This is a genomic window from Thioalkalivibrio sp. (genome assembly GCF_041685615.1).
Classification (GTDB): Bacteria; Pseudomonadota; Gammaproteobacteria; order Ectothiorhodospirales; family Ectothiorhodospiraceae; genus Thioalkalivibrio.
This window is the reverse complement of record NZ_JAWLFK010000010.1, coordinates 1-21,304: the sequence shown is the minus strand read 5'-3', so window position 1 is coordinate 21,304 and position 21,304 is coordinate 1. Positions and strand designations below refer to the sequence as shown.

Sequence of the window (21,304 nt, the reverse complement as noted above, 5' to 3'; positions counted from 1 at the left end):
GGGAGATCACCCGCCGCTTCGGCTACAACCTCGACCGACGGCTGGCGGACATCCGGCCGGATTACGCCTTCGACGTCTCCTGCCAGGGATCGGTGCCCGAGGCGATCATGGCCCTTCTCGAGGCCGGTTCCTGGGAGGAAGCGGTGCGCAATGCCGTGTCGCTGGGCGGCGATGCCGATACCCAGGCCTGCATGGCCGGCGGCATCGTCGAGGCGTACTTCGGGGTGCCGGATACCATCCGCGAGCAGGCCGAGGCGCGCCTGCCGCCGAATCTCCTGGAGACTACGCGCGCCTTCGAGCGCCGTTTTCCCGCGTGAACGGCCGGACCGGGGCGCCGGTTCCACAGTGTGCCGTGCCCGCACGTGAATCCGTCCGGCATTCTCGTTAGAGTCCGGGCTTTGTGCCGTCCGGAGCGATCATGAGCGCGAACCCCGATCCCGCCGAGCAGCAGGCCCGCGACGAGGAGCAGGTCCGCCTGGCCAAGGTGCACGCGCGCCTGGAGCGCAACCTGAGCGCCATCGAGGCGCGGCTGCAGGACTACGCGGGCGAGATCCGCGAGCAGAAGCGCTATCTGTGGGATGCGCGCGACGAGATGGACCACATCGAGAAGATTGCGCAGCGCGAGTCCATCGACCAGTCCGAGCGCAGTGCCGGCAACCTCGCCGAGCGGCGCCGGCAGCTGCGGAAGCTGCAGCGTTCGCCGTACTTCGGGCGCTTCGACTTCGCCCGTGACGGCGCGGGGGAGGCCGAGCCGGTGTACATCGGCGTGCACCATTTCTTCGACGATACTGCCCGCGAGAACGTGATCCACGACTGGCGCGCGCCCATTGCCAGCCTGTTCTACGACTACGAGACCGGTCCGGTACGCTTCGAGGCGCCGGAGGGCACGGTGGACGGCCATGTGCACCTGAAGCGCCAGTTCCGTATCAGCGGCGAGCGCATCGAGCTGATGATCGACAGTTCGGTGAACGTGGTGGACGACGTGCTGCAGGAGGAGCTTTCGCGCACCTCCGACGAGGGCATGCGCAACATCGTCGCGACCATCCAGCGCGACCAGAACGCCATCATCCGCGACGACGAGGCCCGGGCGCTGATCATCCAGGGCGTGGCCGGTTCCGGGAAGACCTCCATCGCGCTGCACCGTATCGCCTGGCTGCTGTACCGCTACAAGGACACGCTGTCGTCCGAGGACATCCTGATCATCTCGCCCAACCGGGTGTTTGCCGACTACATCGCCAACGTGCTGCCGGAGCTGGGCGAGGAGACCGTGGGCGAAATCGGCATGGAGGAGGTGGCCGACACCCTGCTGGAGGGGCAGTACCGCTTCCAGACCTTCTTCGAGCAGACCGACGCGCTGCTGCACAAGGACGATCCCGAGCTCAAGCGGCGCATGCAGGTGAAGGCCGCACCGGAGTTCCTGCATCGGCTCGACGCCTACGCCGCGCATGTCGAGAAGAGTCGGTTCCAGCCGGAGGATGTCTGGATCGCCCGCCGGCTGATCCCGGCCTTCCTGCTACAGGAGATCTGGGATCGGCACCCTACGCTGCGCGTACCGGAACGCGTCGAACAGCTGCTGCGCGAGGTGGAGCAGAAGGTGGCGATGGAGTATCGCTATGACTTGACCCCGGACAACCGCAAGCAACTCAAGGAGGCCGTGCGCGGGATGATCCGGCAGTCCACGCTGCGTGAGACCTACCGTGCGTTTTTCGACTGGCTGGGCGATCCGGAACTGTTCCGCCAGGCAAAGGGCGGGCGGCTGGAATATGCCGACGTGTTCCCGCTGATCTACCTGAAGATGAAGCTCGAGGGCATCCGCTCGCCGTACCGCAACGTGAAGCACCTGCTGGTCGACGAGATGCAGGACTACACCCCGGTGCAGTACGCGGTGCTGCGGCAGCTGTTCGACTGCCGCAAGACCATCCTCGGGGATGCCAGCCAGTCGGTGAACCCGTACAGCTCCTCGCACGCCGACACGATCCGGGCCGCGCTGCGCCATGCCAAGAAGGTGGAGCTGAACACCAGCTATCGTTCCAGCTACGAGATCATGGCCTTCGCTACGGGGATCGTGCCCAACCCCGATCTGCGCGTCATCGAGCGTCACGGCGAGTCGCCGGCGCTGCGGCGGTACGCGTCGCGCGCGAAGGAGCTGCAGGGCCTGCGCGACGAGGTCACGGCCTTTGTCGAATCCGGTTTTACTACCCTCGGCGTGATCTGCAAGACCCAGAAGCAGGCGGAAAAGGTGTACGAGGCACTGGAAGGTACGCACGAGCGGCTGCAGTTGCTCGACGCCGGCAGCCAGCACTTCGGCGCCGGTGTGATCGTGACCACCGCGCACATGGCCAAGGGCCTGGAGTTCGATTCCGTCCTCGTGCCGGAAGTCTCGGCAAAGCACTACACCACGGAGCTCGACCGCAACCTGCTCTACGTCGCCTGTACCCGCGCGATGCACCGGCTTGTCCTGACCCACACCGGCGCGCCCAGCTCGTGGCTGCCCGGCGCCCCGGACAACGGGGTGGATCGAGCCGCGCCCCGCTGAAGACGCCGGCGCGTCACTCGGCCGCAGGGGTGTCCCGCGGTAGGCTCCGCTGCAGGCCGCGCAGGCGTTCCAGGATGTCGGGGTGGTCGAACTCGCGGGCGCCGATGGCGCGGTAGGCGATGCGGCCCTCGGGGTCGATCACGAAGGTGGTGGGGATGCCGCGGACGGGCCAGGTGTCGATGGCGGTGGCATCGCGGTCCATCAGCAGGGGAAAGTCGACCGGATAATCGGCGGTGAAGAAGAAGATGCGATCGGCGTCTTCGCCGACGTTCACCCCGAGCACGACGAGCCCGTCGGGCCCCAGGACTTCCCGCAGCCGCTGCAGGGAGGGCAACTCCTCCCGGCACGGCGGGCACCAGGTTGCCCAGAAGTTCACGACCACGACCTGGCCGTGATAGTCGTCCAGGGCATGTTCGCGACCGTCCAGATCCTCAAGTTCCAGGGGTGGCGCGTCCGGGCGCGGTTCGATGGCGGTGAGGGTGTCGGCGCCCGCCGCGCCGGTTCCCGTCGAGATGGCCAGCAGAAGAAACCCTGCCGCGATGCGGTACATGGTGATCATTCCCGCTGGTCGTCGGCGCAGCGCAGGCCGGGAAGCCTGGCCTGACGTACTTCCCCGGCCATGCGCCAGCGCAGGGTCAGGTCGAAGGGCGTGTCCGGTGGGTGGTCGAACAGGACCATGCCCATCAGCCAGTCGCCCGGCTCGAAGCGGTGCTCGCCGGGGAAGAGGGCCCAGCGAAAGGCGATACGCGCCGCTTCCGGTAGCTCTTCCTGCGACCCTGTCGCCTGCCAGTCGCGGTCCGGGCGCGGGCGTGACTTGCCCTCCGGCCCGTGGCTGCGCCAGTCGTGCAGATCCACCTCGATGGCGGCGCGCTGGCCGTGATTGCGCAGCACTGCCTGAAAGACGCAGTGGCCTGCGATGCGCTCGGCGTGCTCGGTGCCGAAGCCCCGGGCCTGGAAGAACGCGCGCGTCTGGTCGGGCAGTAGCTGCGCCAGTTCCAGCGAGAGGTCCTCGCCCCGCCACGTCCAGGTGGTCAGATCGCTGGTGGCATCCGTGTGGGCCTCCAGCGCCCCCGTTTCTCCCCTGCTCGCCGCCGGTGGCGTGGCCAGCGCCAGCACGGCCAGGGCAAGGATCGCGATCATCGTGTCACGCAGCGAAGGACCCATCGCACCCGGGATCGCCTACGAGCCACCGAGGACATGATCCAGCAGCGCTTCGAAGGCCGGTTCCGCGCGTTCGGCCGCGCGTTCCAGGCTTGGGTGCGGCTGCAGCGTGGTCATGAACTTGGGGTGCAGCATGGACAGCTTGGTGTCGCCATCCTCCTCGTACAGGCCGATCTGGCCGCAGGGCATCATCGCCCCGACATGCAGTCCGGCATCCAGGATGTCCGGCCCCAGAGGCAGGTAGCAGACTTTCAGGGCGGTGATGTCACCGCCGGCCAGATCGAACTCGGCCAGAAAGATCCAGTCCTCCTCGTTTTCGGTGTATTCGCGAATCGCCGTCGCCAGGTCCTCGCGGGACTGTTCGCCGTCGCGGATGATGAAGTGGTCGTCGGGTTCGGCCGCCACCAGCGGGGCGGTCAGGGTGAGTGCCATGGCCGCGGCCATGGCCAGCGTTGTGATGGAATGTCGGGTGTTCATGGTCGGTTCCTCCTGGGGCATGAGGGTGTTCAGACGCGCACGATCTCGGGTTTCAGCGACCAGGAGATCATCAGCAGCTCCTCCTTCTCGCGCTGCCCGACCCCGTGTTCGTCCAGAGCCTCGACGATGTCGTCGAGTACGGCGACGAATTCCTGCTCGCTGATGTTCATGCCGCGGTGGGTGGTGAGCATGTCGCGACCGCTGTAGGCCTGCGGACCGCCGGTCCCGTTGCAGATGAACTCCGTGACCAGCCGGATCACGTTGTCGCGATCGCTGTCGACGTAGCGGTTGTGGATCGTCGTGTTGTTCTTGTGCTTGTCGAAGATGGTGCCGGCGAGTTCGCGGATGCGTGCCTCGCCGCCGAGGCGTTCGTAGAGGTTGGGGGCGTTCATGATGCGGTCCTCCTATGTGTTCGTTATCGGGTGGCCACGTACCAGTTGTTCTGGGGGTCATGCGCCAGCCGATGGACGCGGATGTCGCGGAAGCCGGCACGTTCCAGGTAGTCGCGCGCCCGGGGTTCGCCCCACATCGCGCCCAGGCCGGGCCCGCCCTGTGCGAGCGATACCGGCATGCAGTGCATGCAGGAGACCGTGTAGAGAAAGGGCCCGAGCGGATGGTCGAGATCGCCCGGGATCTGCCCGGAGCCGCGGATGTCCTGCATGAGGTAGATCCCCTCGGGCATGAGCGCCCGGTGGATGCCCTGTAGCACCGCCAGGGGGTCGGCCTGATCGTGGATGGCGTCGAAAGTGGTGATCAATTCGTATCCCTGCGGCTCGACATGGCGATCCATCCCGGCGGCATCCGCCTCGACGAACTCGACGTTGGTCAGCCCGCCCGCTGCTGCCTCGGCGCGGGCGTGCTCGATGGCCTGTGTCGAGACATCCAGGCCGGTGAACCGGCTGCGCGGATAGAGTGTCGCCAGGCGGTTGATGATGCGGCCGCGTCCGCAGCCGACATCCAGCACCCGGATCCCGCACTCGAGGTGGTCGGTCAGGCCTGGCACCAGGGGCAGGACATCGCTTTCCAGGGAGGAGAGGACGGACTGGCCGCTGTCCTCGGCCATGACCTCGTGGAAGCGTGTGTAGCGTTCGTAGGGGACGCCGGCGCCGGTGCGGAACGCGGCGACGATCCGGTCCTCGACGGCGCCCAAGACAGCGATGTACTGGGCGAACACGGCCAGGTTGTCGGCCGCCGCCGCGCGGGTCAGACAGGCGGCGTGCGCGGGCGGCAGGGTAAAGCGCGGCCCCTCCGGTTCCACGGTGACGATGCCGGCCGTGGCCATGGCGCCGAGCCATTCGCGCACATAGCGCTCGGCCAGGTCGGTGGCTTGCGCAATTTCGTGGGAGGTGGACGCTGGCCGCCCGCGCATGCCGTCGAACAGCCCGGTGCGGTGCCCGACCGAGAGCATCAGGCACAGGGCGCCGTGGTTGAGAACATCGGCCAGGTGATCGGCGAAGGCCTCTGCGCCCTTTGCGGCGGGATGGGTTTCAGGGACAGACGACATGCGGGTGACCTCCGCGATGGCGCCGAGGTGTCGGCTTTCATTTCGAGCCTAGGCCTCGCCGCGGGCCCTTGCGGTCACAGGCTTGCGCCGGATGGTCGATTCTTGCGGCGTTGTGTCAGGGGGTTGGCGCGTCGTCCGCTCGCGGGCCCGGGTGGTCCTGGTGCTGGCGGCGGAAGGCCCCGGGCGCCATGCCGAAGGCCTGGCGGAAATGGCGGGCCAGTTGCTGTGGGGTGTAGCCCGTGGCGGCGGCGATTTCGCTAATGCTGCATGAGGACGTGGTCAGCCATTCGCGGGCGCGCTCCAGGCGCAGGCGAGTCAGGTAGCGGTGGGGCGGCTGGCCGTGGGTATCGCGGAAGGCGCGCGCGAAGTGCCAGGGCGAGAGGTCGCACAGGGCGGCGAGTTCGGCGAGGCGGACGGGCTGGTCGAGGTGGGCCTGCATGTAGTCGATGACTTGCGCCGAGCGATGCGGTGCCAGGCCGCCCCGGAAGCGATCGGTCAGTGTGGCCTGGCTGGCGAGCCGGGCCATGCGTACGACCAGGGCGGCCATCATGCTGTCCACGAACAGGCGCGCGGCGGGGTCGTCGCGGCCCATCTCCAGCCATAGAAGCTCCAGGCCCTGGGCAATCAGCGGGTCGCTGTGGTGGCACATGTGGATGGGGCCGAAGTCCAGCGGATCGTCCGTAGGACGGTCCAGGCAGCTCCGGGCCAGGTGTGCGGGGATGCCGACGAAACGCAGCCGGGCCGGATGGCTCACGCGGCACCAGGTCGCGGTTCCCGGGGCGATGGCCACGAAATCCCGTGTGCGAGTGTGTCCGGAGAAGCGCCCGGCACCGAGGTCGCAGACGTAGCGAAACGGCCCACCGGCCGACTGGCTCAGGATCAGGTCGTCGGACGCGGGCGTGGCGAATTCGCCCGGCGGCTGGCTGGCCTCCAGCATCGAAACCGCTCGGGTTGCGTCCGCGCGTGTCTCGCGCAGGCGCGGTACGTTTCGCCCGCGGGTGTACAGCTCCACCATGTTCGACCATGTCTGCGGCATTTTCTCACCCCGCATGTCCTGTATAGGCCATGCCGGTGCCACCTGCCAGATTCACCGGTCGACGCGGACCTCCTGTGCCCAGCCGTCCACCCCGCGATTGGCGCAGAACGCCTGTACGTGGCCGTCGGCGTAGCGGATCTCGACATTGAAGCCGGCGCCCGGCACGTGGTTCAGCGCTACGCGTCGGCGTTCACCGGGGCCGATCTCGCCCTCGCGGATGCTGGATTCCGACAGGTCATGTCCGAAATCGAAGTGCACGGCACGGATGGCCACATCGCTGTCATTGTGCAGCGTGACCATCAAGGCGCCTTCGGCCGGGGGAGGCTCCACGCCCCAGTGCACCGCCCCCGCCCCCAGCATGAGTCCGAGGATGAACAGCCACGTGGCCGGCGCACGCAGGGCGTCCACCACGATCTCGTCCCAGCTGCGGCGCTGCGGCTCCGGTTCCACTTGGACCTCGATGGCATAAGTATTAGGAAAAGCTAATAGATAGGCGGTATCCGGGCAAGCCCGCGAATGATTCCGGGGTCTCCTCCTGCGTGCGGCCTGGGACGCCGGTCACCAGTGCCGGAACCCGGTGCATGTGACCCGGGAGGCGCATTCGGGTATGTTCGCCGGGTTTTGATTCGAGCAGGACGGCACGCCCTTGGGAACCGACGAACGCAATCTGCAGGGACTGGTCGCGCAGCTGGCGGAGCGCCTGGCGGGGGCGGGCCTGCACGGGCGCATCGGTCTGGAAAAGGAAACCCTGCGCGTGGGGCCTGAAGGTTCCCCCGCCCTGACGCTGCACCCCGCGGCCCTCGGCTCGGCGCTGACTCACCCCTACATCACCACGGATTACTCCGAGGCGTTGCTGGAACTGGTGACCCCGCCGTTCGAGGACGTGCGCGAGACCCTTGGTTTTCTGCACGACCTGCAGGCCTTTGCCGCCGCCAATGTGGGCGACGAGACCCTGTGGTCCACCTCCATGCCCTGCGTGACCGCGGACGACAAGGCAATCCCGGTCGCGCAGTACGGTACCTCCAACGCCGGGCGCATGAAGACCGTCTACCGCATCGGACTGGGCCATCGCTACGGGCGCAAGATGCAGGTGATCGCCGGGGTGCACTTCAACTATTCCCCGCGCCCGGAGTTCTGGCCGGCCCTGGCCCATGTGTCGGGCGAGACGGACGGTCGCGCCTTTCGCGACGAGCGGATGATGGGGATGATCCGCAACCTGCTGCGCTTTGGCTGGCTGGTGCCGTATCTGTTCGGGGCCTCGCCGGCGGTGTGCAACTCGTTTCTCGAGGGCCACGGCGCGGTGCTTGAGGACTTCGATGACGACACGTCCTATCTGCCGCATGCCACCAGCCTGCGCATGGGCGATATCGGCTATACCAACCGCAAGGAGGCGGATACCGGCATCAAGGCGGATTACAACTCGCTGGCCGGCTATGTCGATTCGCTACGCTGCGCGATCAACACGCCCAGCCCGGAGTGGGAACGCATCGGGGTGAAGGTGGACGGCGAATACCGCCAGTTGAACGCCAACATCCTCCAGATCGAGAACGAGTACTACTCCACCGTGCGGCCCAAGCAGCCGCTGGAGCGCTTCGAGAAGCCGACCGATGCCCTGGAGGCGCGCGGCATCGAATATGTCGAGCTGCGCTCGGTGGACATCAACGCCCAGCATCCGCTGGGGGTGGACGAGACCCAGCTGCGCTTTCTCGAGGTGTTCGCGTTGACCTGCCTGCTGCAACCCAGCCCCCTGCTGGGCGACGGCGAACTGGACGCCATCGACCGCAACCTGCTGGATGTCGCGCATTACGGGCGGCGCCCGGGCCTCGAGCTGCGCCGGGAGGGCGAGGGTGTTGCGCTACAGGACTGGGCCCGGGAACTGCTGGCGCTGATGCGTCCGGTGGCCGCGATCCTCGACCAGGAGCTTCCGGGCGACCCCTATCGGCGCGCACTGAGCGAACAGTGGGGCAAGGTCGAGCAGGCGGACCTGACGCCTTCGGCGCGCATGCTGGAAGACATGATGGCGCGCGAGGAGGGCTTCTACCGCTATGCGCGCCGACTGTCGGCCCAGCATCGCGAGGCCTTCCGCTTCAACGGGCCGCTGCCGCGCGCGGAGACCCTGGAGGCGCTGGCGCGCGAGAGCCTCTCCGGGCAGGCGGACATCGAGGCCGCCGACACCCTCGATTTCGATGCCTTCCTCGCGCGCTATTTCGACGGCACCCTGCGCACGGGTTGAGCACCGCTTTATTATTCGGTTTTATCGAATAGTGGAGCCCATTTAACGCGCTTTTTGTTCGATAAGTTCGATGGGACCATGGCCTCTGCGAGTTGACCCGCTCGCTGCCCCGCCAAGTGGCGCTGTACCCGGAGGTATCCATGAGTCTTCTGATCAACGGCGAGCTGCGCGAGGGCTGGCTGGACGAGGAATCCGACGCGAACGGCGAGTTCATCCGCCAGGACCAGCAGTACCGCAACTTCGTGACCCCCGATGGCACGGCGGGCCCGCTGGGCGAGGGTGGCTATCCGGCCGAATCCGGGCGCTACCACCTGTACGTCTCCTATGCCTGCCCGTGGGCGCACCGTGCGCTCATCCTGCGCCGGCTGAAGGGGCTGGAGCCACACATTGGGCTATCGGTGGTGCATCACTACATGGGCGATGCCGGCTGGTCGTTCGATGCTTGCGACGGTTGCACCGGCGATCGCCTGCACGGTTCGCGTCACATGCACGAGCTCTATACGCGCACCGACCCGAAGTACACCGGTATCATCACGGTTCCGGTGCTGTTCGACACCCGGACCGACCGGATCGTGAACAACGAGTCGGAAGACCTGGTGCGCATGTTCAACAACGCGTTCGATCACATCACCGACAACACCCTGGACTTCTACCCCGAGGACCAGCGCGGGGAGATCCATGCGGTCAATGAGCGGGTTTACGAGAACGTGAACAACGGCGTCTACCGCGCGGGCTTTGCGACCACGCAACAGGCCTACGACGCAGCCTGGGATCGCCTGTTCGAGACGCTCGACTGGCTGGAGGAGCGCCTGGCGCATCAACCGTTCCTGGTCGGTGACCGCCTCACCGAGGCCGACTGGCGCCTGTTCACCACGCTGCTGCGCTTCGACCCGGTCTACTACAGCCATTTCAAGTGCAACCGCCAGCGGATCATCGACTTCCCGGCGCTTTCGGCCTACCTGCGCATGCTCTACCAGCGTCCGGGCGTGGCCGAAACCGTGCGTGTGGACCACATCAAGGCGCACTACTACGGCAGCCATCCGATGCTGAATCCCAGCGGTATCGTGCCAAAGGGCCCGGTGACCGACTACACCCGGCCACACGGCCGCCCCCTGGGCGACCTGCCGACGGCGCTGCGGAACGTCGACGAAACGTGACGGTCGTTACACTGTTGGAACGTCCAACCGTGGCCCGGCGAGGGAGACACCGTTTCAGTGTCTCCCTCGCCGGGCCACATCCGTGTCGGGGGAGAGGCAAGTGAAGGCGATTGGTGGATTCCTGGGGCTGGTCCTGGTGGTGGCCGTAGCCGCTGCTGCCTGGTACGCGTTCGGCCCGGAAGAAGAGAATGGCGACGACGGGCCCATGACCGCGGATGAACGCGACGAACGCACGCCGGTACGCGTCAGCGAGATCGCCCCGCGCACCTTCGAAACCATCGTCGAGTCCCTGGGTACGGTGGAGGCCAACGAGTCGGTGATGGTGACCGCGAGCGTGACCGAACGCGTGGTCGAGGTCCTGTTCGACGACGGCGATTCGGTCGAGGCGGGAGATGTACTGGTCCGTCTGGATGCCGACGAGGAGCGCGCCGCCCTGCGCGAGATCCGCGTGCAGGTGGACGAAGCGCGGCGCGAGCTGGAACGCGTGCGCGACCGGGTGGCCGACGGCGTGGTCACGCAGCAGCAGGTGGATCAGCAGCGTTCACGGCTGAACGAGGCCGAGGCCCGGCAGGCGGCAGCCGAGGCCCGAGTGGCCAACCGGGTGATCCGGGCGCCCTTCTCCGGCCGTCTGGGTTTGCGACAGGTCAGCCCCGGCTCAATGGTCAGCCCGGGGACCGCGATCGTCGAGCTGGACGACGTGTCGGTGGTGAAGGTCGACTTCGCTGTGCCCGAACGCCACACCGCGGCCATCCATCTCGGTCTGGGTGTGCAGGGGCACAGCACGAACGGCGAGTTCGAGGGGCAGGTCGCGGCCGTCAGCAACCGTTTGGAGGTCTCCACCCGCACCCTCACCGTGCGTGCCCTGGTCGAGAATCCCGATCTGCTGCTGCGTCCCGGCATGCTGGTCAACGTCCGCCTGCCGCTGGACCCGGTGGAGCGTCCGGCCGTCCCGGAGGGTGCCATCCAGCAGGTGGCCGACCAGCACTTCGCATTCCGGCTGCGCGATGACGGTACGGTGGAACGCCAGCGTCTCCGTATCGGTCGCCGCGACCCGGGTTATGCCGAGGTGCTGGATGGTCTGGAGCCGGGGGATACGGTGGTCTCCGAGGGAGTCTCGCGGGTGCGCGATGGTCGCGAGGTACGTGTACTCCCGCCGCGCGCCCGGGAATCCGATAGCGGCGAGGCCGGGGACGGGGCATGATCATCTCCGATGTCGCCAATCGCCGGCCGGTACTGGCGATTGTCTTCAACCTGTTGCTCATCACCTTCGGGCTGATCGCCTACGACAACCTGCCCCTGCGCGAGTACCCGGACGTGGATCCGCCGGTAGTCACCGTGGACACCATCTATCCCGGGGCCAGCGGCGAGATCATTGAGCGCGAGGTGACCCAGCGGATCGAGGACCGCATCGCCGGGGTCGAGGGGATTCGATTCATCCAGTCCTCCAGCGAGGATGGGCGGTCGCGCATCACGATCGAATTCAACCTCAGCCGCGACATCGACGCCGCAGCGAACGATGTGCGCGAGGCGGTCAGCCGCGTGCTGGACGATCTCCCCGAAGAGGTTGACCCGCCCGAGGTGACCAAGGCGGATGCCGATGCCAGCCCGATCCTGTGGTTGAACCTCTCCAGCACCACCATGGATGCGCTGGAGCTGGCGGACTACGCCGAGCGCAATCTGATTGACCGGCTCTCGGTGGTGGACGGCGTGGGGCTGGTGCGCCGGGGCGGCGCCCGCAGCTATGCGATGCGCGTCTGGGTTGACCGCGAGGCGCTGGCTGCGCGCGAGCTGACCGTCACCGACATCGTCGATGCCCTGCAGCAGGAGAACGTCGAACTGCCCGCCGGACGCCTGGATTCCCAGGAGCGTGAATTCACCGTGCGCGTGGAGCGCCAATACCGCACACCCGAGGATTTCGCAGGTCTGGTACTCAAGCGTGGCGAGGACGGGCAACTGGTACGTCTGGGCGACGTCGCCAAGGTGAATATCGGCGCGGATACCGAGCGCAGCGAGTTCCGAGGCAACGGCGAGGACATGATCGGGCTGGGGATTATCCGCCAGTCCAACGCCAACGTGCTGGAGGTGGCCAATGGCGTGAAGGCCATGGCCGCCAGCCTGCAGGACACCCTGCCGGAGGGCACCTCGCTGGTGACGACCTACGACGAGTCGGTCTTCATCGAGGGTGCGATCCGGGAGGTCTACATCACCCTGGCGGTGGCCACCGCCGCCGTGGTGTTCGTGATCTACCTGTTCCTGGGCAGCTGGCGGGCCACGCTGATCCCGGCGGTGACCGTGCCGGTGGCGATCACCGCTGCCTTCACCGGCATCAGCTTGTTCGGATTCTCGGTCAACCTGCTGACCCTGCTGGCGCTGGTGCTGGCAGTCGGACTGGTCGTGGACGACGCGATCGTGATGCTGGAGAACATCCACCGGCGTATCGAACGGGGGGAGCCGGGGATGCTCGCGGCCTATCGAGGTGCGGGCCAGGTCGGGTTCGCGATTGTCGCGACCACCTCGGTGCTGATCGCGGTGTTCGTCCCCCTGGCATTCCTCGACGGCACGGTCGGCCAGCTGTTCACCGAGTTCGCCATCGCCATGGCCATTGCGGTCTTCTTCTCCAGCATCGTGGCGCTGACCCTCGCGCCGGTCCTGTCCGGGCGCCTGATGCACAAGGGCGACGATGAAACCGGTGCGGCCCGCTATATCGGTCGCGGCTTTGCCGCGCTCGAGGCCGGCTATGGCCGGATACTCGCCACCGGGCTCAAGGGCTCGTGGCTGGTGGTGCCCATCCTCGCGGCTGTGCTGGGGGGTGCCTGGTACCTGTTCTCCGAATTGCCCGAGGAATTCGCGCCGCAGGAGGATCGCGGGTCCTTCTTCGTTCTGGTGGACGGTCCCGAGGGCGCCAACTTCGACTACATGAGCCGCCAGATGGCCGAGGTCGAGGCGCGCATCCAGCCGCTGATCGAGGACGGTCCGATCCGCCGGGCACTGGTGCGCACGCCGCGCGGCTTTGGCGGTTCCGAGCTCGTGAACAACGGCTTCGTGATCGCGATCCTGGAGCACTGGGACGACCGGGACGTGTCGGGACAGGAGGTGATCGACGAGATCCGTGGCATGATCAACGAGATGCCCGGCGTGGAGGCGCGCGTGGTCATGCGCCAGGGGCTCTCGAGCGGTCGTGTCGGACCGCCCGTGCAGTTCGTGATCTCCGGGCCGGACTATGACCAGCTCGAGGAATGGGGCGAGACCATGCGCGAGGCCGCCGAGGACATTGACGGCCTGACCCGGGTGGACCTGGACTACGAGCCCACCCAGCCCCAGCTCAATGTGCGCCTGGATCGGGACCGAGCCGGGGATCTGGGCGTTTCCATGCGCGATGTCGGTCGCACGCTGGATATCGTGCTCGGGGGGCGCGACGTGACCACCTTCGTCGATCGTGGCGAGGAGTATGACGTGATCATCGAGGGGCTGGCCGACCAGCGCCGGACGCCCGACGATATCGACAATCTCTACGTGCGTTCCAGCTCAGGTTCCATGGTCCCGTTGTCCAGCCTGGTGACCTACGAGGAACAGGCCGGTCCCTCCTCGCTCGAGCGGTACAATCGCTCGCGCGCCGTGACGCTGACTGCGGGGCTGCGCGACGGCATGACGCTGGGCGAAGCCCTGGATGCGCTGGATGCGAAGGCGGCCGAGCTGCTGCCAGCCGAGGCGGGGATCGACTACAGGGGCGAGTCGCTGGATCTGCGTGCGGGTTCCGAGTCGATCCTGTTCGTGTTCGCGCTGGCCCTGCTGGTGGTGTTCCTGGTGCTCGCGGCACAGTTCGAGAGCTTCGTGCATCCGTTCGTGATCATGCTGACCGTCCCACTGGCAGTGGTCGGGGCCCTGATCGGGCTGACGCTCACCGGGCAGACGCTGAACATCTACAGCCAGATCGGCATGGTCATGCTGATCGGACTGGCGGCGAAGAACGGTATCCTGATCGTGGAATTTGCCAATCAGCTGCGTGATCGCGGTCGCGACTTCGATACCGCCATCATCGAGGCCTCGCGCATGCGTCTGCGTCCGGTGCTGATGACGGCTCTTACCACCGTTGCCGGTTCGATTCCGCTGATTCTGGCCTCGGGTCCGGGGCAGGAGACGCGCTTCGTGATCGGGGTCGCGGTGTTTTCCGGCGTTCTGTTCGCCACCTTGTTTACATTGTTCGTGATCCCGGCAGCCTATCGTCTGGTGGCGCGTGGGACGACGTCGCCATTGGCGACCACGCGCCGCCTCCACGACCTGGACACCGAGATCGACGACATCGATGGCGAGCGCCGGGGCGCCCGCGCCGCTACCGCCCCGCGCGCCGAGCCCTGATCGCTCAGGGTTTCGGAAGCCAGTCGCTGCATCCGGCCGGCTGCCTTGCTGTGGCTGGTCCTGGTTCGCCGTTCGGTGTTTACGTGCCTTCGTCGAGCTGTGTGCGGACCGGAGGCACTGTAAACACCGGTTGATGAGGCAGGAGTGCCGGTCCTGCGACGGGAGCTGCAGGGACCGCTCCGTCAGGCGCGTGCCGGGGCGCGGGCGTCGTCGCGCCAGAGCCAGAGAACGGCGACGGTCAGCACCGCGATCACCGGCAGCATCGCAAGGTTCAGCCCATCCCATCCCAGCGGCCGCAGCAACGCACCGGCCAGCAACGCACCGGCGGTGACCAGGGCGAACACCGCCAGGTCGTTCACGCCCTGAACCTTCCCCTTTTCGCCGGCCGTGTGGGTCGTGGTGAGCAGGGTACTGCCGCCGATGAACAGGAAGTTCCAGCCCACCCCCAGGAGGAACAGCGCCAGCCAGAAGTGCCCCAGGGTGTCACCATGCGCGGCGGTGGCCACGCTGCACAGCACCAGCGCGTTGCCCATCGCCAGCACCCGCGTGAGCCCGAGGCGCGTGATCAGGTGCCCTGTCACGAAGGAGGGGGCGAACATCCCGAGCACGTGCCACTGCATTACCAGGGCAACCTGGCCCATGTCGAAGCCGGCCTGGCGCATGGCCAGCGGGGTCGCGGTCATCAGCAGGATCATCACCGCGTAGCCCAGGGCGGCCGTTGTCAACGCAACGACGAACCGGCCCTGCGGCATGATTTCGCGCAGGGGACGGGATGCGGCACGTTCCGCTGCCGGCGGTGTTGGCACGCGCAGCCAGGCCAGCAGCAGCATGGCCAGCAGGGCCAGTGCCCCGAGCAGCAGGTAGGGGCCGGCCTCGGGCGTGTCGGGTAGCAGCGCCTGGGCGTGATGGGCGTTCCACGGGCCGAGGAAGGCCGCGGCCACGCCCCCGGCCATGACCAGGGAGATGGCGCGCGGGCGAAAGGCGTCGCTGGCGACATCTGCCGCGGCGAAACGGTAGTACATGGCGAAAGCCTGGTAGGCGCCCAGCAGGAGGTTGCCGAGCACGAATACCCAGAACGCTTCGGCAAACACACCGGCGGCGGCAATGGTGGCCCCGCCGAAGCCCCCGATCGCGGCCCCCAGGAGAAAGCCCGTGCGCCGTCCGAAGCGCTTCATGAACAGCGAGGCCGGCAGGGTGGTCACCAGGGTTCCGATCATCATCGCGGCCACCGGCAGGGTGGCCAGCGAGGGATCGCTCGCCAGGCGGTCCCCGACCACGCCGCTCAAGGTCATCACGGTGACCGCGGCGATCAGGAAGAGGGCTTGCCCGAGGGCGAGGATCAGGACGTTCGCGCGCTCGCGCGGGGTGGTCTGGCCGGACATGGGGATTCCCTTCAAGGCTAGACCGGGCCATCTTGGCCCGGGCGGGGCGGCCGTGTCAGTCGCGTGGATGAAAGTCGAGGACCGCGGAATTGATGCAATAGCGCAGGCCGCTGGGTGCCGGTCCGTCGGGAAAGACGTGCCCCAGGTGCGAGTCGCAGCGTGCGCAGCGCACCTCGGTGCGCTCCATGCCCAGCGAACGGTCGCGGTGTTCGTCCACGGCCTCCTCGCTCGCGGGGGCGGTGTAGCTGGGCCATCCACTGCCGGAGTCGAACTTGGCCGCCGCGTCGAACAGCGGTGCGCCGCAGGCGACGCAGTGATAGGTGCCGTCGGCCTTGTGATCGTTGTAGACGCCGGTGAACGGCCGCTCGGTACCGCCTTCGCGGGCGATGCGGTACTGTTCCGGCGTGAGGCGTTCGCGCAGTTCGGCGTCCGTCGGGCGATCGGTTTGACTCATGCAACCTCCGGGTCGATAGGATTGTCTTTCAACACGTGATGGTCATGGTGATACGACCCGCAGGAGGCTACGGGGTTCGCGCCGTCCGACCGCTGACAAGACCGCTGGAGGTGGTCGTGGGTTGCCCCGATTGCGAACGTATTGATCTGCTGCCGGCGGCGTCCGGCACTCTCTATCTGGCGCCGGTTCTGGCGCACACCCGCGCGGCCCTGCGTCAGCGCATGGTAGACGAACGGCTGCCCTGTGCCGAGCCGACCTCCGGCATCCTGGCCCTGCCGGTCAAGGGTGCCGGCGGGCTGGGCGAGATGCTGGTGCGACTGGAGCAGGCCCTGAGCAGTTCGGAGCAGGCCGGCTGTCGTGCCACCTTCGTGCCCCAGGGCGAGGATTTCGGCCTGGGGCATCTGCAGGACACCCACCTGCTGTCCACGCTGATTGCCCGGCACAACGCCCGCGATCTCTCGACGATCCTGGCCAACGATGCCCTGGATTTTCACTTCCAGCCGATCGTGTTTGCGGCCGATCCCTCCAAGGTGTTTGCCTACGAGGCCCTGGTGCGGGCGGCCACGCCGGCGGGTGATCCCATCCCGCCACTGGAGCTGTTCAAGACGGCGCGCAACGCCGAGTTGCTGTTTCACCTGGATCGTTCGGCGCGGATCAACGCGATTCGCCGCGCCAGCGAACGCGGGATTGGCAGCCGGCTGTTCATCAACTTCAACCCCACCGCGATCTACGACCCGGCCTTCTGCCTGGAGACCACGGTGCGCGAGATCATGTCGCGTCCGGCGGATCGCGTCGGCCCCAGCGGCTTCGTGTTCGAGGTGATCGAGAGCGACCAGGTCACGGATATCGAGCACCTGTCGCGGATTGTGGACCGCTACCGGCGTGCCGGATTCCAGGTCGCACTCGACGATCTGGGGGCCGGCTACGCGTCCTTGAACATGCTGTCGCAGCTGCGCCCGGATTTCGTGAAGATCGACCGCGAACTGGTCAGCGGCATCGACGGCGACGCCTATCAGCAGAAGATTCTCGACAAGATCGTCGAGCTGGCCCGCGACCTGGACACCCAGGTGGTGGCCGAGGGGATCGAGACCGTGGACGAGTGGCGCTGGCTGAAGGACCGGGTCGACTACTGCCAGGGCTACCTGTTCGCCCGACCGGCCGCCCAGCCCCCGATGCCCCGGCATCCCGAGGCAGGGTGATCCACGCGCCGTGGATGCCCCCGCGGCGCGTGCACATCGGGTCCGCTTTCCATAGACTCGGGTGTTATGAATCAGCTCCCGCCCGATGCCCGTAACCCGACGCTCGAATCCGCCTACCAGCTGCTGCGCGATGCCGAGGTGCGCTACCGCGGGCACACCGTGGGCACGGTGGCAAGCCTGGACGAACGGGCGCCGGCGGAGAACTATGCCGACTGCTTCATCCGCGACTTTGTGCCCTCGGGGCTGGTCTACCTGCTGAATGACGAGCCCGAGGTGGTGCGCGACTTCCTCGCGCTGATCCTGCAGATCCGCGACACCCAGGAAGAGATCGAGGGCCACCGTCGCCTGCCACGGGTGATGCCGGCGAGCTTCCGCGTGTTCACCGACGAGAACGGCCGCGAGTCGCTGGCCGCGGATTTCGGGGATCGCGCGATCGGGCGCGTGGCGCCGGTGGATTCGATGATGTGGTGGGTGCTGCTGCTGCGCGCCTACCAGAACCGCACGGGGGACGACGCGTTCATCAAGAGCGCGGACGTGCAGCGCGGCATCCGGTTGATCCTGAGCATTTGCCTGCAGGATCGCTTCGAGGTCTTCCCGACCCTGCTGGTGCCGGACGGCAGCTTCATGATCGACCGGCGCATGGGGGTGTTCGGCCACCCGCTGGAGATCCAGGCCCTGTTCTACGGGATGCTGAAGGCCTCGCTGGCGATGCTCGAGCCCTGTGACAAAGACTCGGAACTGCTGTGCGAGCAGTCCGCGATCCGTACCCGGCAGCTGTCCGATTACATCCGCAACTACTACTGGCTGGACCTCGAGCGATTGAACGACATCCATCGCTACCGCACCGAGCACTTCGGCCACGAGTCCGAGAACGCGCTGAACATCTACCCCGAGAGCATCCCCGACTGGCTGGTGGACTGGATCCCCTCCGAGAGCGGTTACCTGGTCGGCAATCTCGGGCCGGGGCGCATGGACTTTCGCTTCTTCAGCTTCGGCAACCTGCTGGCGGTGCTGTTCGGGCTGGCCGACGAGCACCAGTCGCGCTCGATCATGCAGACCTTCGAGCAGCGCTTCGAGGACCTGATCGGGACCATGCCGGTGAAGATCTGCTACCCGGCCATGGTGGGAGAAGAATGGCGCCTGCTGACCGGCTCCGACCCGAAGAATACCCCGTGGTCGTATCACAATGGTGGTAACTGGCCTGCGCTGCTGTGGGCGTTCACCGGGGCCGCCATGCGCGTCGGGCGGCCGGACCTGGCGCGCAGCGTGCACGCCGTGGCCGCCGAGCGGCTGCACCGCGACCACTGGCCGGAATACTACGATGGTCGCCACGGCCGTCTGGTCGGGCGGCGGGCCAATTATCGCCAGACCTGGTCGGCGACCGCCGTGCTGGTCTCGCAGGGCCTGATCGACAACCCCGAGACCCTCAGCCTGTTCGACAGCCCCGAACCCGAGGTGCCATGAAAAAGACCCAGAGCAAGTCACGCGACGGCGAAGGCCTCTATCTCGTCCTGATCAGCGTCCATGGCCTGATCCGGGGGCGAGAACTGGAACTGGGGCGCGATGCCGACACCGGCGGGCAGACGCTCTACGTGGTCGAACTGGCCCGGGCCCTGGCCCGCCAGCCGCAGGTGGGCCGGGTTGATCTGCTGACCCGGCGCGTGGTCGACAGCAAGGTGGCCGACGACTATGCCGAGCCGGAAGAAGATCTCGGTGAGGGTGCCCATATCGTGCGCTTGGACTGCGGGCCGCGGCGCTATTTGCGCAAGGAAAAGCTCTGGCCCTACCTTGACTGCTTCGCCGACAACGCCCTGGGGCATATTCGCCGCGTGGGCTTGCGCCCGGACGTCATCCACGGGCATTACGCCGATGCCGGGCATGTCGCGGCGCAGCTCTCGAATCTCCTCGGCGCGCCGATGCTGCAGACCGGCCACTCCCTCGGACGGGTCAAGCGCGAACGGCTGCGCGAGAGTGGGATGTCGGATGCCGATATCGAGGCGCGCTACAACATCTCCACCCGGATACACGCCGAGGAGGAGGCCCTGGCGCATGCGCATCGCGTGATCGCCAGCACCCGCCAGGAGATCGGCGAACAGTACGCCACGTACGACAACTACCAGCCGGAGCGCATGGAGGTGATCCCGCCGGGCACCGACCTGGCGCGCTTTCATCCGCCGAAGCGCGGCGATCGCAAGCCGGCGATCTGGCCCGAGATCCGCCGTTTCCTGCGCCACCCCGAGCGCCCCCTGATCATGGCGCTGTCGCGTGCCGACGAGCGCAAGAACATCCGTGCGCTGGTCGAGGCCTACGCCGGGAATGACTGGCTGCGCGAAAACGCCAACCTCCTGATCGTCGCCGGCAATCGCGACAACATCGCCGACCTGGACAAGGGTGCGCGCGATGTCCTGACCGATCTGCTGCTGCGCATCGATCGGCACGACCTCTACGGCCAGGTGGCCTATCCCAAGCACCACGACTCCGAGGACGTGCCCGATCTCTATCGCCTGGTCGCGTCCAGCAGGGGTGTGTTCGTCAATCCGGCGCTGACCGAACCCTTCGGCCTGACCCTGATCGAGGCGGCCGCCAGCGGCGCCCCGATCGTGGCCACCAACGACGGCGGGCCGGAGGAGATCATCTCGCGCTGTCACAACGGCCAACTGGTCGATCCGCTGGATCCGGAGGGCATTGCCGACGCGATCCAGGGCATCCTGGCGGATCGTCCGCGCTGGCAGCGCTACTCGCGCGCCGGGCTCAAGGGCGTGCGGCAACACTATTCCTGGGATGGCCATGCCGAAAAATACGTGAAGCTGGTGAAGTCGTTGACTCGCGAGGTGCGCCAGGCACGCCATCACGAACGCCGGGTCTCCGGCCACCTGGCGCAGATGGACCGCGCCGTGATCACGGACATTGACAACACCCTGCTGGGCGACGACAAGGCCACCCGCGCCTTCGTCGCCTGGCTCAAGCGCAACCGCAAGCGGGTCGCCTTCGGGGTGGCCACCGGACGGCGTATCGACTCCGCCGCGGCGATTCTCGAGGAACACGGCGTACCCGCGCCGGATGTGTGGATCACCTCGGTCGGAAGCGAGATCCACTACGGCACCAAGCAGACCGAGGACCGCGGTTGGGCGCGGCATATCAGCCATCGCTGGGAACCGGACCGGCTGCGCGAATGCCTGGAGCAGGAGACGAACCTGGTCCTGCAGCCGGACGCGGACCAGCGCGCGTTCAAGGTCAGCTTCTTCGTCGAGCCGCCCGGGAGCCTGGACGCGGAGACGGTGGAGACCCGGCTGTACCGCGAGGACCTGCACGCCCGGGTGATCTACTCCCACGACCGCTTCCTGGACCTGCTGCCGGTGCGGGCGTCCAAGGGGCTGGCGGTGCGCTACCTGTCCGACAAGTGGGGCATTCCGCTGGAGCACGTGCTGGTGGCCGGCGACTCCGGCAATGACGACGACATGCTGCGCGGGCGTCTGCTCGGCGTGGTGGTGGGGAACCATCAGCCCGAGCTGGAGAGCCTGCGCGGCTTCCAGCGCATCTTCTTTGCCGGGGCCACCCACGCCCGCGGCATCCTCGAGGGCATCGAGCACTTCGATCTGCTCAACCGCTGCGAAAACCCCAACAACGCCACCGAGCCCGACGAATAGGCTGGTTTTGTTACGGCGATCACGACAAGGAAACAGATCAAGGTCAAGAGCGGTTAACAGGAAGGGTGGAAGATCGGAAGGAAAAATCGGTGTAAAAAAATGGTGGCCGTCTCGGCGCTGCCAATGGCGGTGTACTTGCCCTGTTGTTGCCCTTGAATCTAA

At 67.0% G+C, this 21,304-nt stretch carries 18 protein-coding genes; 9 read left to right on the top strand and 9 right to left on the bottom strand.

Translation table 11 applies throughout. The annotated features are described in order from the left end of the window. Both ACESLR_RS03435 and ACESLR_RS03430 read left to right on the top strand, forming a co-directional pair. On the top strand, positions 1–317 hold a 317-nt coding region (locus ACESLR_RS03435; protein ID WP_373066646.1), incomplete at its 5' end, for an ADP-ribosylglycohydrolase family protein. Positions 318–418: 101 nt separating this feature from the next. Then, the gene (locus ACESLR_RS03430) at positions 419–2,536 is read left to right on the top strand and encodes a HelD family protein (protein WP_373023709.1); all 2,118 of its coding nucleotides are present in this window, start codon (positions 419–421) and stop codon (positions 2,534–2,536) included. A gap of 13 nt (positions 2,537–2,549) precedes the next feature. On the opposite strand, the gene ACESLR_RS03425 is transcribed toward ACESLR_RS03430, so the two are convergent. The 7 genes from ACESLR_RS03425 to ACESLR_RS03395 all read right to left on the bottom strand — a co-directional run bounded on the left by ACESLR_RS03425 (position 2,550) and on the right by ACESLR_RS03395 (position 7,164). Then, positions 2,550–3,095 (bottom strand): TlpA family protein disulfide reductase, encoded by a 546-nt coding sequence (locus ACESLR_RS03425; RefSeq protein ID WP_373023708.1) that lies wholly within the window; start codon positions 3,093–3,095, stop codon positions 2,550–2,552. Continuing rightward, complete coding sequence (locus tag ACESLR_RS03420; RefSeq protein ID WP_373023707.1) at positions 3,092–3,700, bottom strand: hypothetical protein; 609 nt, start codon at positions 3,698–3,700, stop codon at positions 3,092–3,094. Before ACESLR_RS03420 ends, ACESLR_RS03425 begins: the two co-directional genes overlap by 4 nt. 15 nt (positions 3,701–3,715) lie before the next feature. Continuing rightward, positions 3,716–4,174, bottom strand: a complete 459-nt coding sequence (locus ACESLR_RS03415) for a DUF302 domain-containing protein (protein ID WP_373023706.1) — start codon at positions 4,172–4,174, stop codon at positions 3,716–3,718. Between the two features lie 29 nt (positions 4,175–4,203). After that, positions 4,204–4,566 carry a group I truncated hemoglobin gene (locus ACESLR_RS03410; protein WP_373023705.1) on the bottom strand — a complete coding sequence of 121 codons (363 nt, stop codon included), beginning with the start codon at positions 4,564–4,566 and terminating at the stop codon, positions 4,204–4,206. 23 nt (positions 4,567–4,589) lie between these two features. Next, positions 4,590–5,678 (bottom strand): class I SAM-dependent methyltransferase, encoded by a 1,089-nt coding sequence (locus ACESLR_RS03405; RefSeq protein ID WP_373023704.1) that lies wholly within the window; start codon positions 5,676–5,678, stop codon positions 4,590–4,592. 115 nt (positions 5,679–5,793) lie between these two features. Further along, positions 5,794–6,714, bottom strand: a complete 921-nt coding sequence (locus tag ACESLR_RS03400) for a helix-turn-helix domain-containing protein (RefSeq protein ID WP_373023703.1) — start codon at positions 6,712–6,714, stop codon at positions 5,794–5,796. Between the two features lie 51 nt (positions 6,715–6,765). Beyond that, complete coding sequence (locus tag ACESLR_RS03395; protein WP_373023702.1) at positions 6,766–7,164, bottom strand: hypothetical protein; 399 nt, start codon at positions 7,162–7,164, stop codon at positions 6,766–6,768. 196 nt (positions 7,165–7,360) lie between these two features. On the opposite strand from ACESLR_RS03395, the gene gshA reads away from it, so the two are divergent. The 4 genes from gshA (at position 7,361) to ACESLR_RS03375 (ending at position 14,460) form a co-directional block, all read left to right on the top strand. After that, a complete protein-coding gene (gene gshA, locus ACESLR_RS03390) occupies positions 7,361–8,947 on the top strand; it encodes a glutamate--cysteine ligase (protein ID WP_373023701.1) in 1,587 nt (528 codons plus the stop codon). Between the two features lie 140 nt (positions 8,948–9,087). Continuing rightward, entirely contained in the window at positions 9,088–10,104 is a 1,017-nt protein-coding gene (locus ACESLR_RS03385) for a glutathione S-transferase family protein (protein ID WP_373023700.1), read from the top strand. A gap of 100 nt (positions 10,105–10,204) precedes the next feature. Then, complete coding sequence (locus ACESLR_RS03380) at positions 10,205–11,305, top strand: efflux RND transporter periplasmic adaptor subunit (RefSeq protein WP_373023699.1); 1,101 nt, start codon at positions 10,205–10,207, stop codon at positions 11,303–11,305. Continuing rightward, positions 11,302–14,460: an efflux RND transporter permease subunit gene (locus ACESLR_RS03375; protein WP_373023698.1), complete on the top strand. Its 3,159-nt coding sequence runs from the start codon at positions 11,302–11,304 to the stop codon at positions 14,458–14,460. The genes ACESLR_RS03380 and ACESLR_RS03375 overlap by 4 nt, the downstream gene beginning before the upstream one ends. Positions 14,461–14,642: 182 nt before the next feature. On the opposite strand, the gene ACESLR_RS03370 is transcribed toward ACESLR_RS03375, so the two are convergent. Continuing rightward, positions 14,643–15,842, bottom strand: coding sequence for an MFS transporter (locus ACESLR_RS03370; protein ID WP_373023697.1), 1,200 nt, complete (start codon positions 15,840–15,842; stop codon positions 14,643–14,645). Positions 15,843–15,897: 55 nt separating this feature from the next. After that, positions 15,898–16,296, bottom strand: a complete 399-nt coding sequence (gene msrB, locus ACESLR_RS03365) for a peptide-methionine (R)-S-oxide reductase MsrB (RefSeq protein WP_373023696.1) — start codon at positions 16,294–16,296, stop codon at positions 15,898–15,900. A 116-nt stretch (positions 16,297–16,412) separates the two neighbouring features. Here msrB and ACESLR_RS03360 point away from each other — a divergent pair, with 116 nt between their 5' ends. The 3 genes from ACESLR_RS03360 (at position 16,413) to ACESLR_RS03350 (ending at position 21,142) form a co-directional block, all read left to right on the top strand. Then, positions 16,413–17,495, top strand: a complete 1,083-nt coding sequence (locus tag ACESLR_RS03360) for an EAL domain-containing protein (RefSeq protein WP_373023695.1) — start codon at positions 16,413–16,415, stop codon at positions 17,493–17,495. A gap of 66 nt (positions 17,496–17,561) precedes the next feature. Then, entirely contained in the window at positions 17,562–18,959 is a 1,398-nt protein-coding gene (locus ACESLR_RS03355; RefSeq protein ID WP_373023694.1) for a glycoside hydrolase 100 family protein, read from the top strand. Continuing rightward, complete coding sequence (locus ACESLR_RS03350) at positions 18,956–21,142, top strand: HAD-IIB family hydrolase (protein WP_373023693.1); 2,187 nt, start codon at positions 18,956–18,958, stop codon at positions 21,140–21,142. The genes ACESLR_RS03355 and ACESLR_RS03350 overlap by 4 nt, the downstream gene beginning before the upstream one ends. The last annotated feature ends 162 nt before the right edge of the window (positions 21,143–21,304 follow it).

Bases quoted from the DNA above. Each gene is read 5' to 3' on its own strand.
- ACESLR_RS03430 (WP_373023709.1), top strand. From the start codon at position 419: ATGAGCGCGAACCCCGATCCCGCCGAGCAGCAGGCCCGCGACGAGGAG.
- ACESLR_RS03425 (WP_373023708.1), bottom strand. From the start codon at position 3,095: ATGATCACCATGTACCGCATCGCGGCAGGGTTTCTTCTGCTGGCCATC.
- ACESLR_RS03420 (WP_373023707.1), bottom strand. From the start codon at position 3,700: ATGGGTCCTTCGCTGCGTGACACGATGATCGCGATCCTTGCCCTGGCC.
- ACESLR_RS03415 (WP_373023706.1), bottom strand. From the start codon at position 4,174: ATGAACACCCGACATTCCATCACAACGCTGGCCATGGCCGCGGCCATG.
- ACESLR_RS03410 (WP_373023705.1), bottom strand. From the start codon at position 4,566: ATGAACGCCCCCAACCTCTACGAACGCCTCGGCGGCGAGGCACGCATC.
- ACESLR_RS03405 (WP_373023704.1), bottom strand. From the start codon at position 5,678: ATGTCGTCTGTCCCTGAAACCCATCCCGCCGCAAAGGGCGCAGAGGCC.
- ACESLR_RS03400 (WP_373023703.1), bottom strand. From the start codon at position 6,714: ATGCCGCAGACATGGTCGAACATGGTGGAGCTGTACACCCGCGGGCGA.
- ACESLR_RS03385 (WP_373023700.1), top strand. From the start codon at position 9,088: ATGAGTCTTCTGATCAACGGCGAGCTGCGCGAGGGCTGGCTGGACGAG.
- ACESLR_RS03375 (WP_373023698.1), top strand. From the start codon at position 11,302: ATGATCATCTCCGATGTCGCCAATCGCCGGCCGGTACTGGCGATTGTC.
- ACESLR_RS03370 (WP_373023697.1), bottom strand. From the start codon at position 15,842: ATGTCCGGCCAGACCACCCCGCGCGAGCGCGCGAACGTCCTGATCCTC.
- msrB (WP_373023696.1), bottom strand. From the start codon at position 16,296: ATGAGTCAAACCGATCGCCCGACGGACGCCGAACTGCGCGAACGCCTC.
- ACESLR_RS03355 (WP_373023694.1), top strand. From the start codon at position 17,562: ATGAATCAGCTCCCGCCCGATGCCCGTAACCCGACGCTCGAATCCGCC.
- ACESLR_RS03350 (WP_373023693.1), top strand. From the start codon at position 18,956: ATGAAAAAGACCCAGAGCAAGTCACGCGACGGCGAAGGCCTCTATCTC.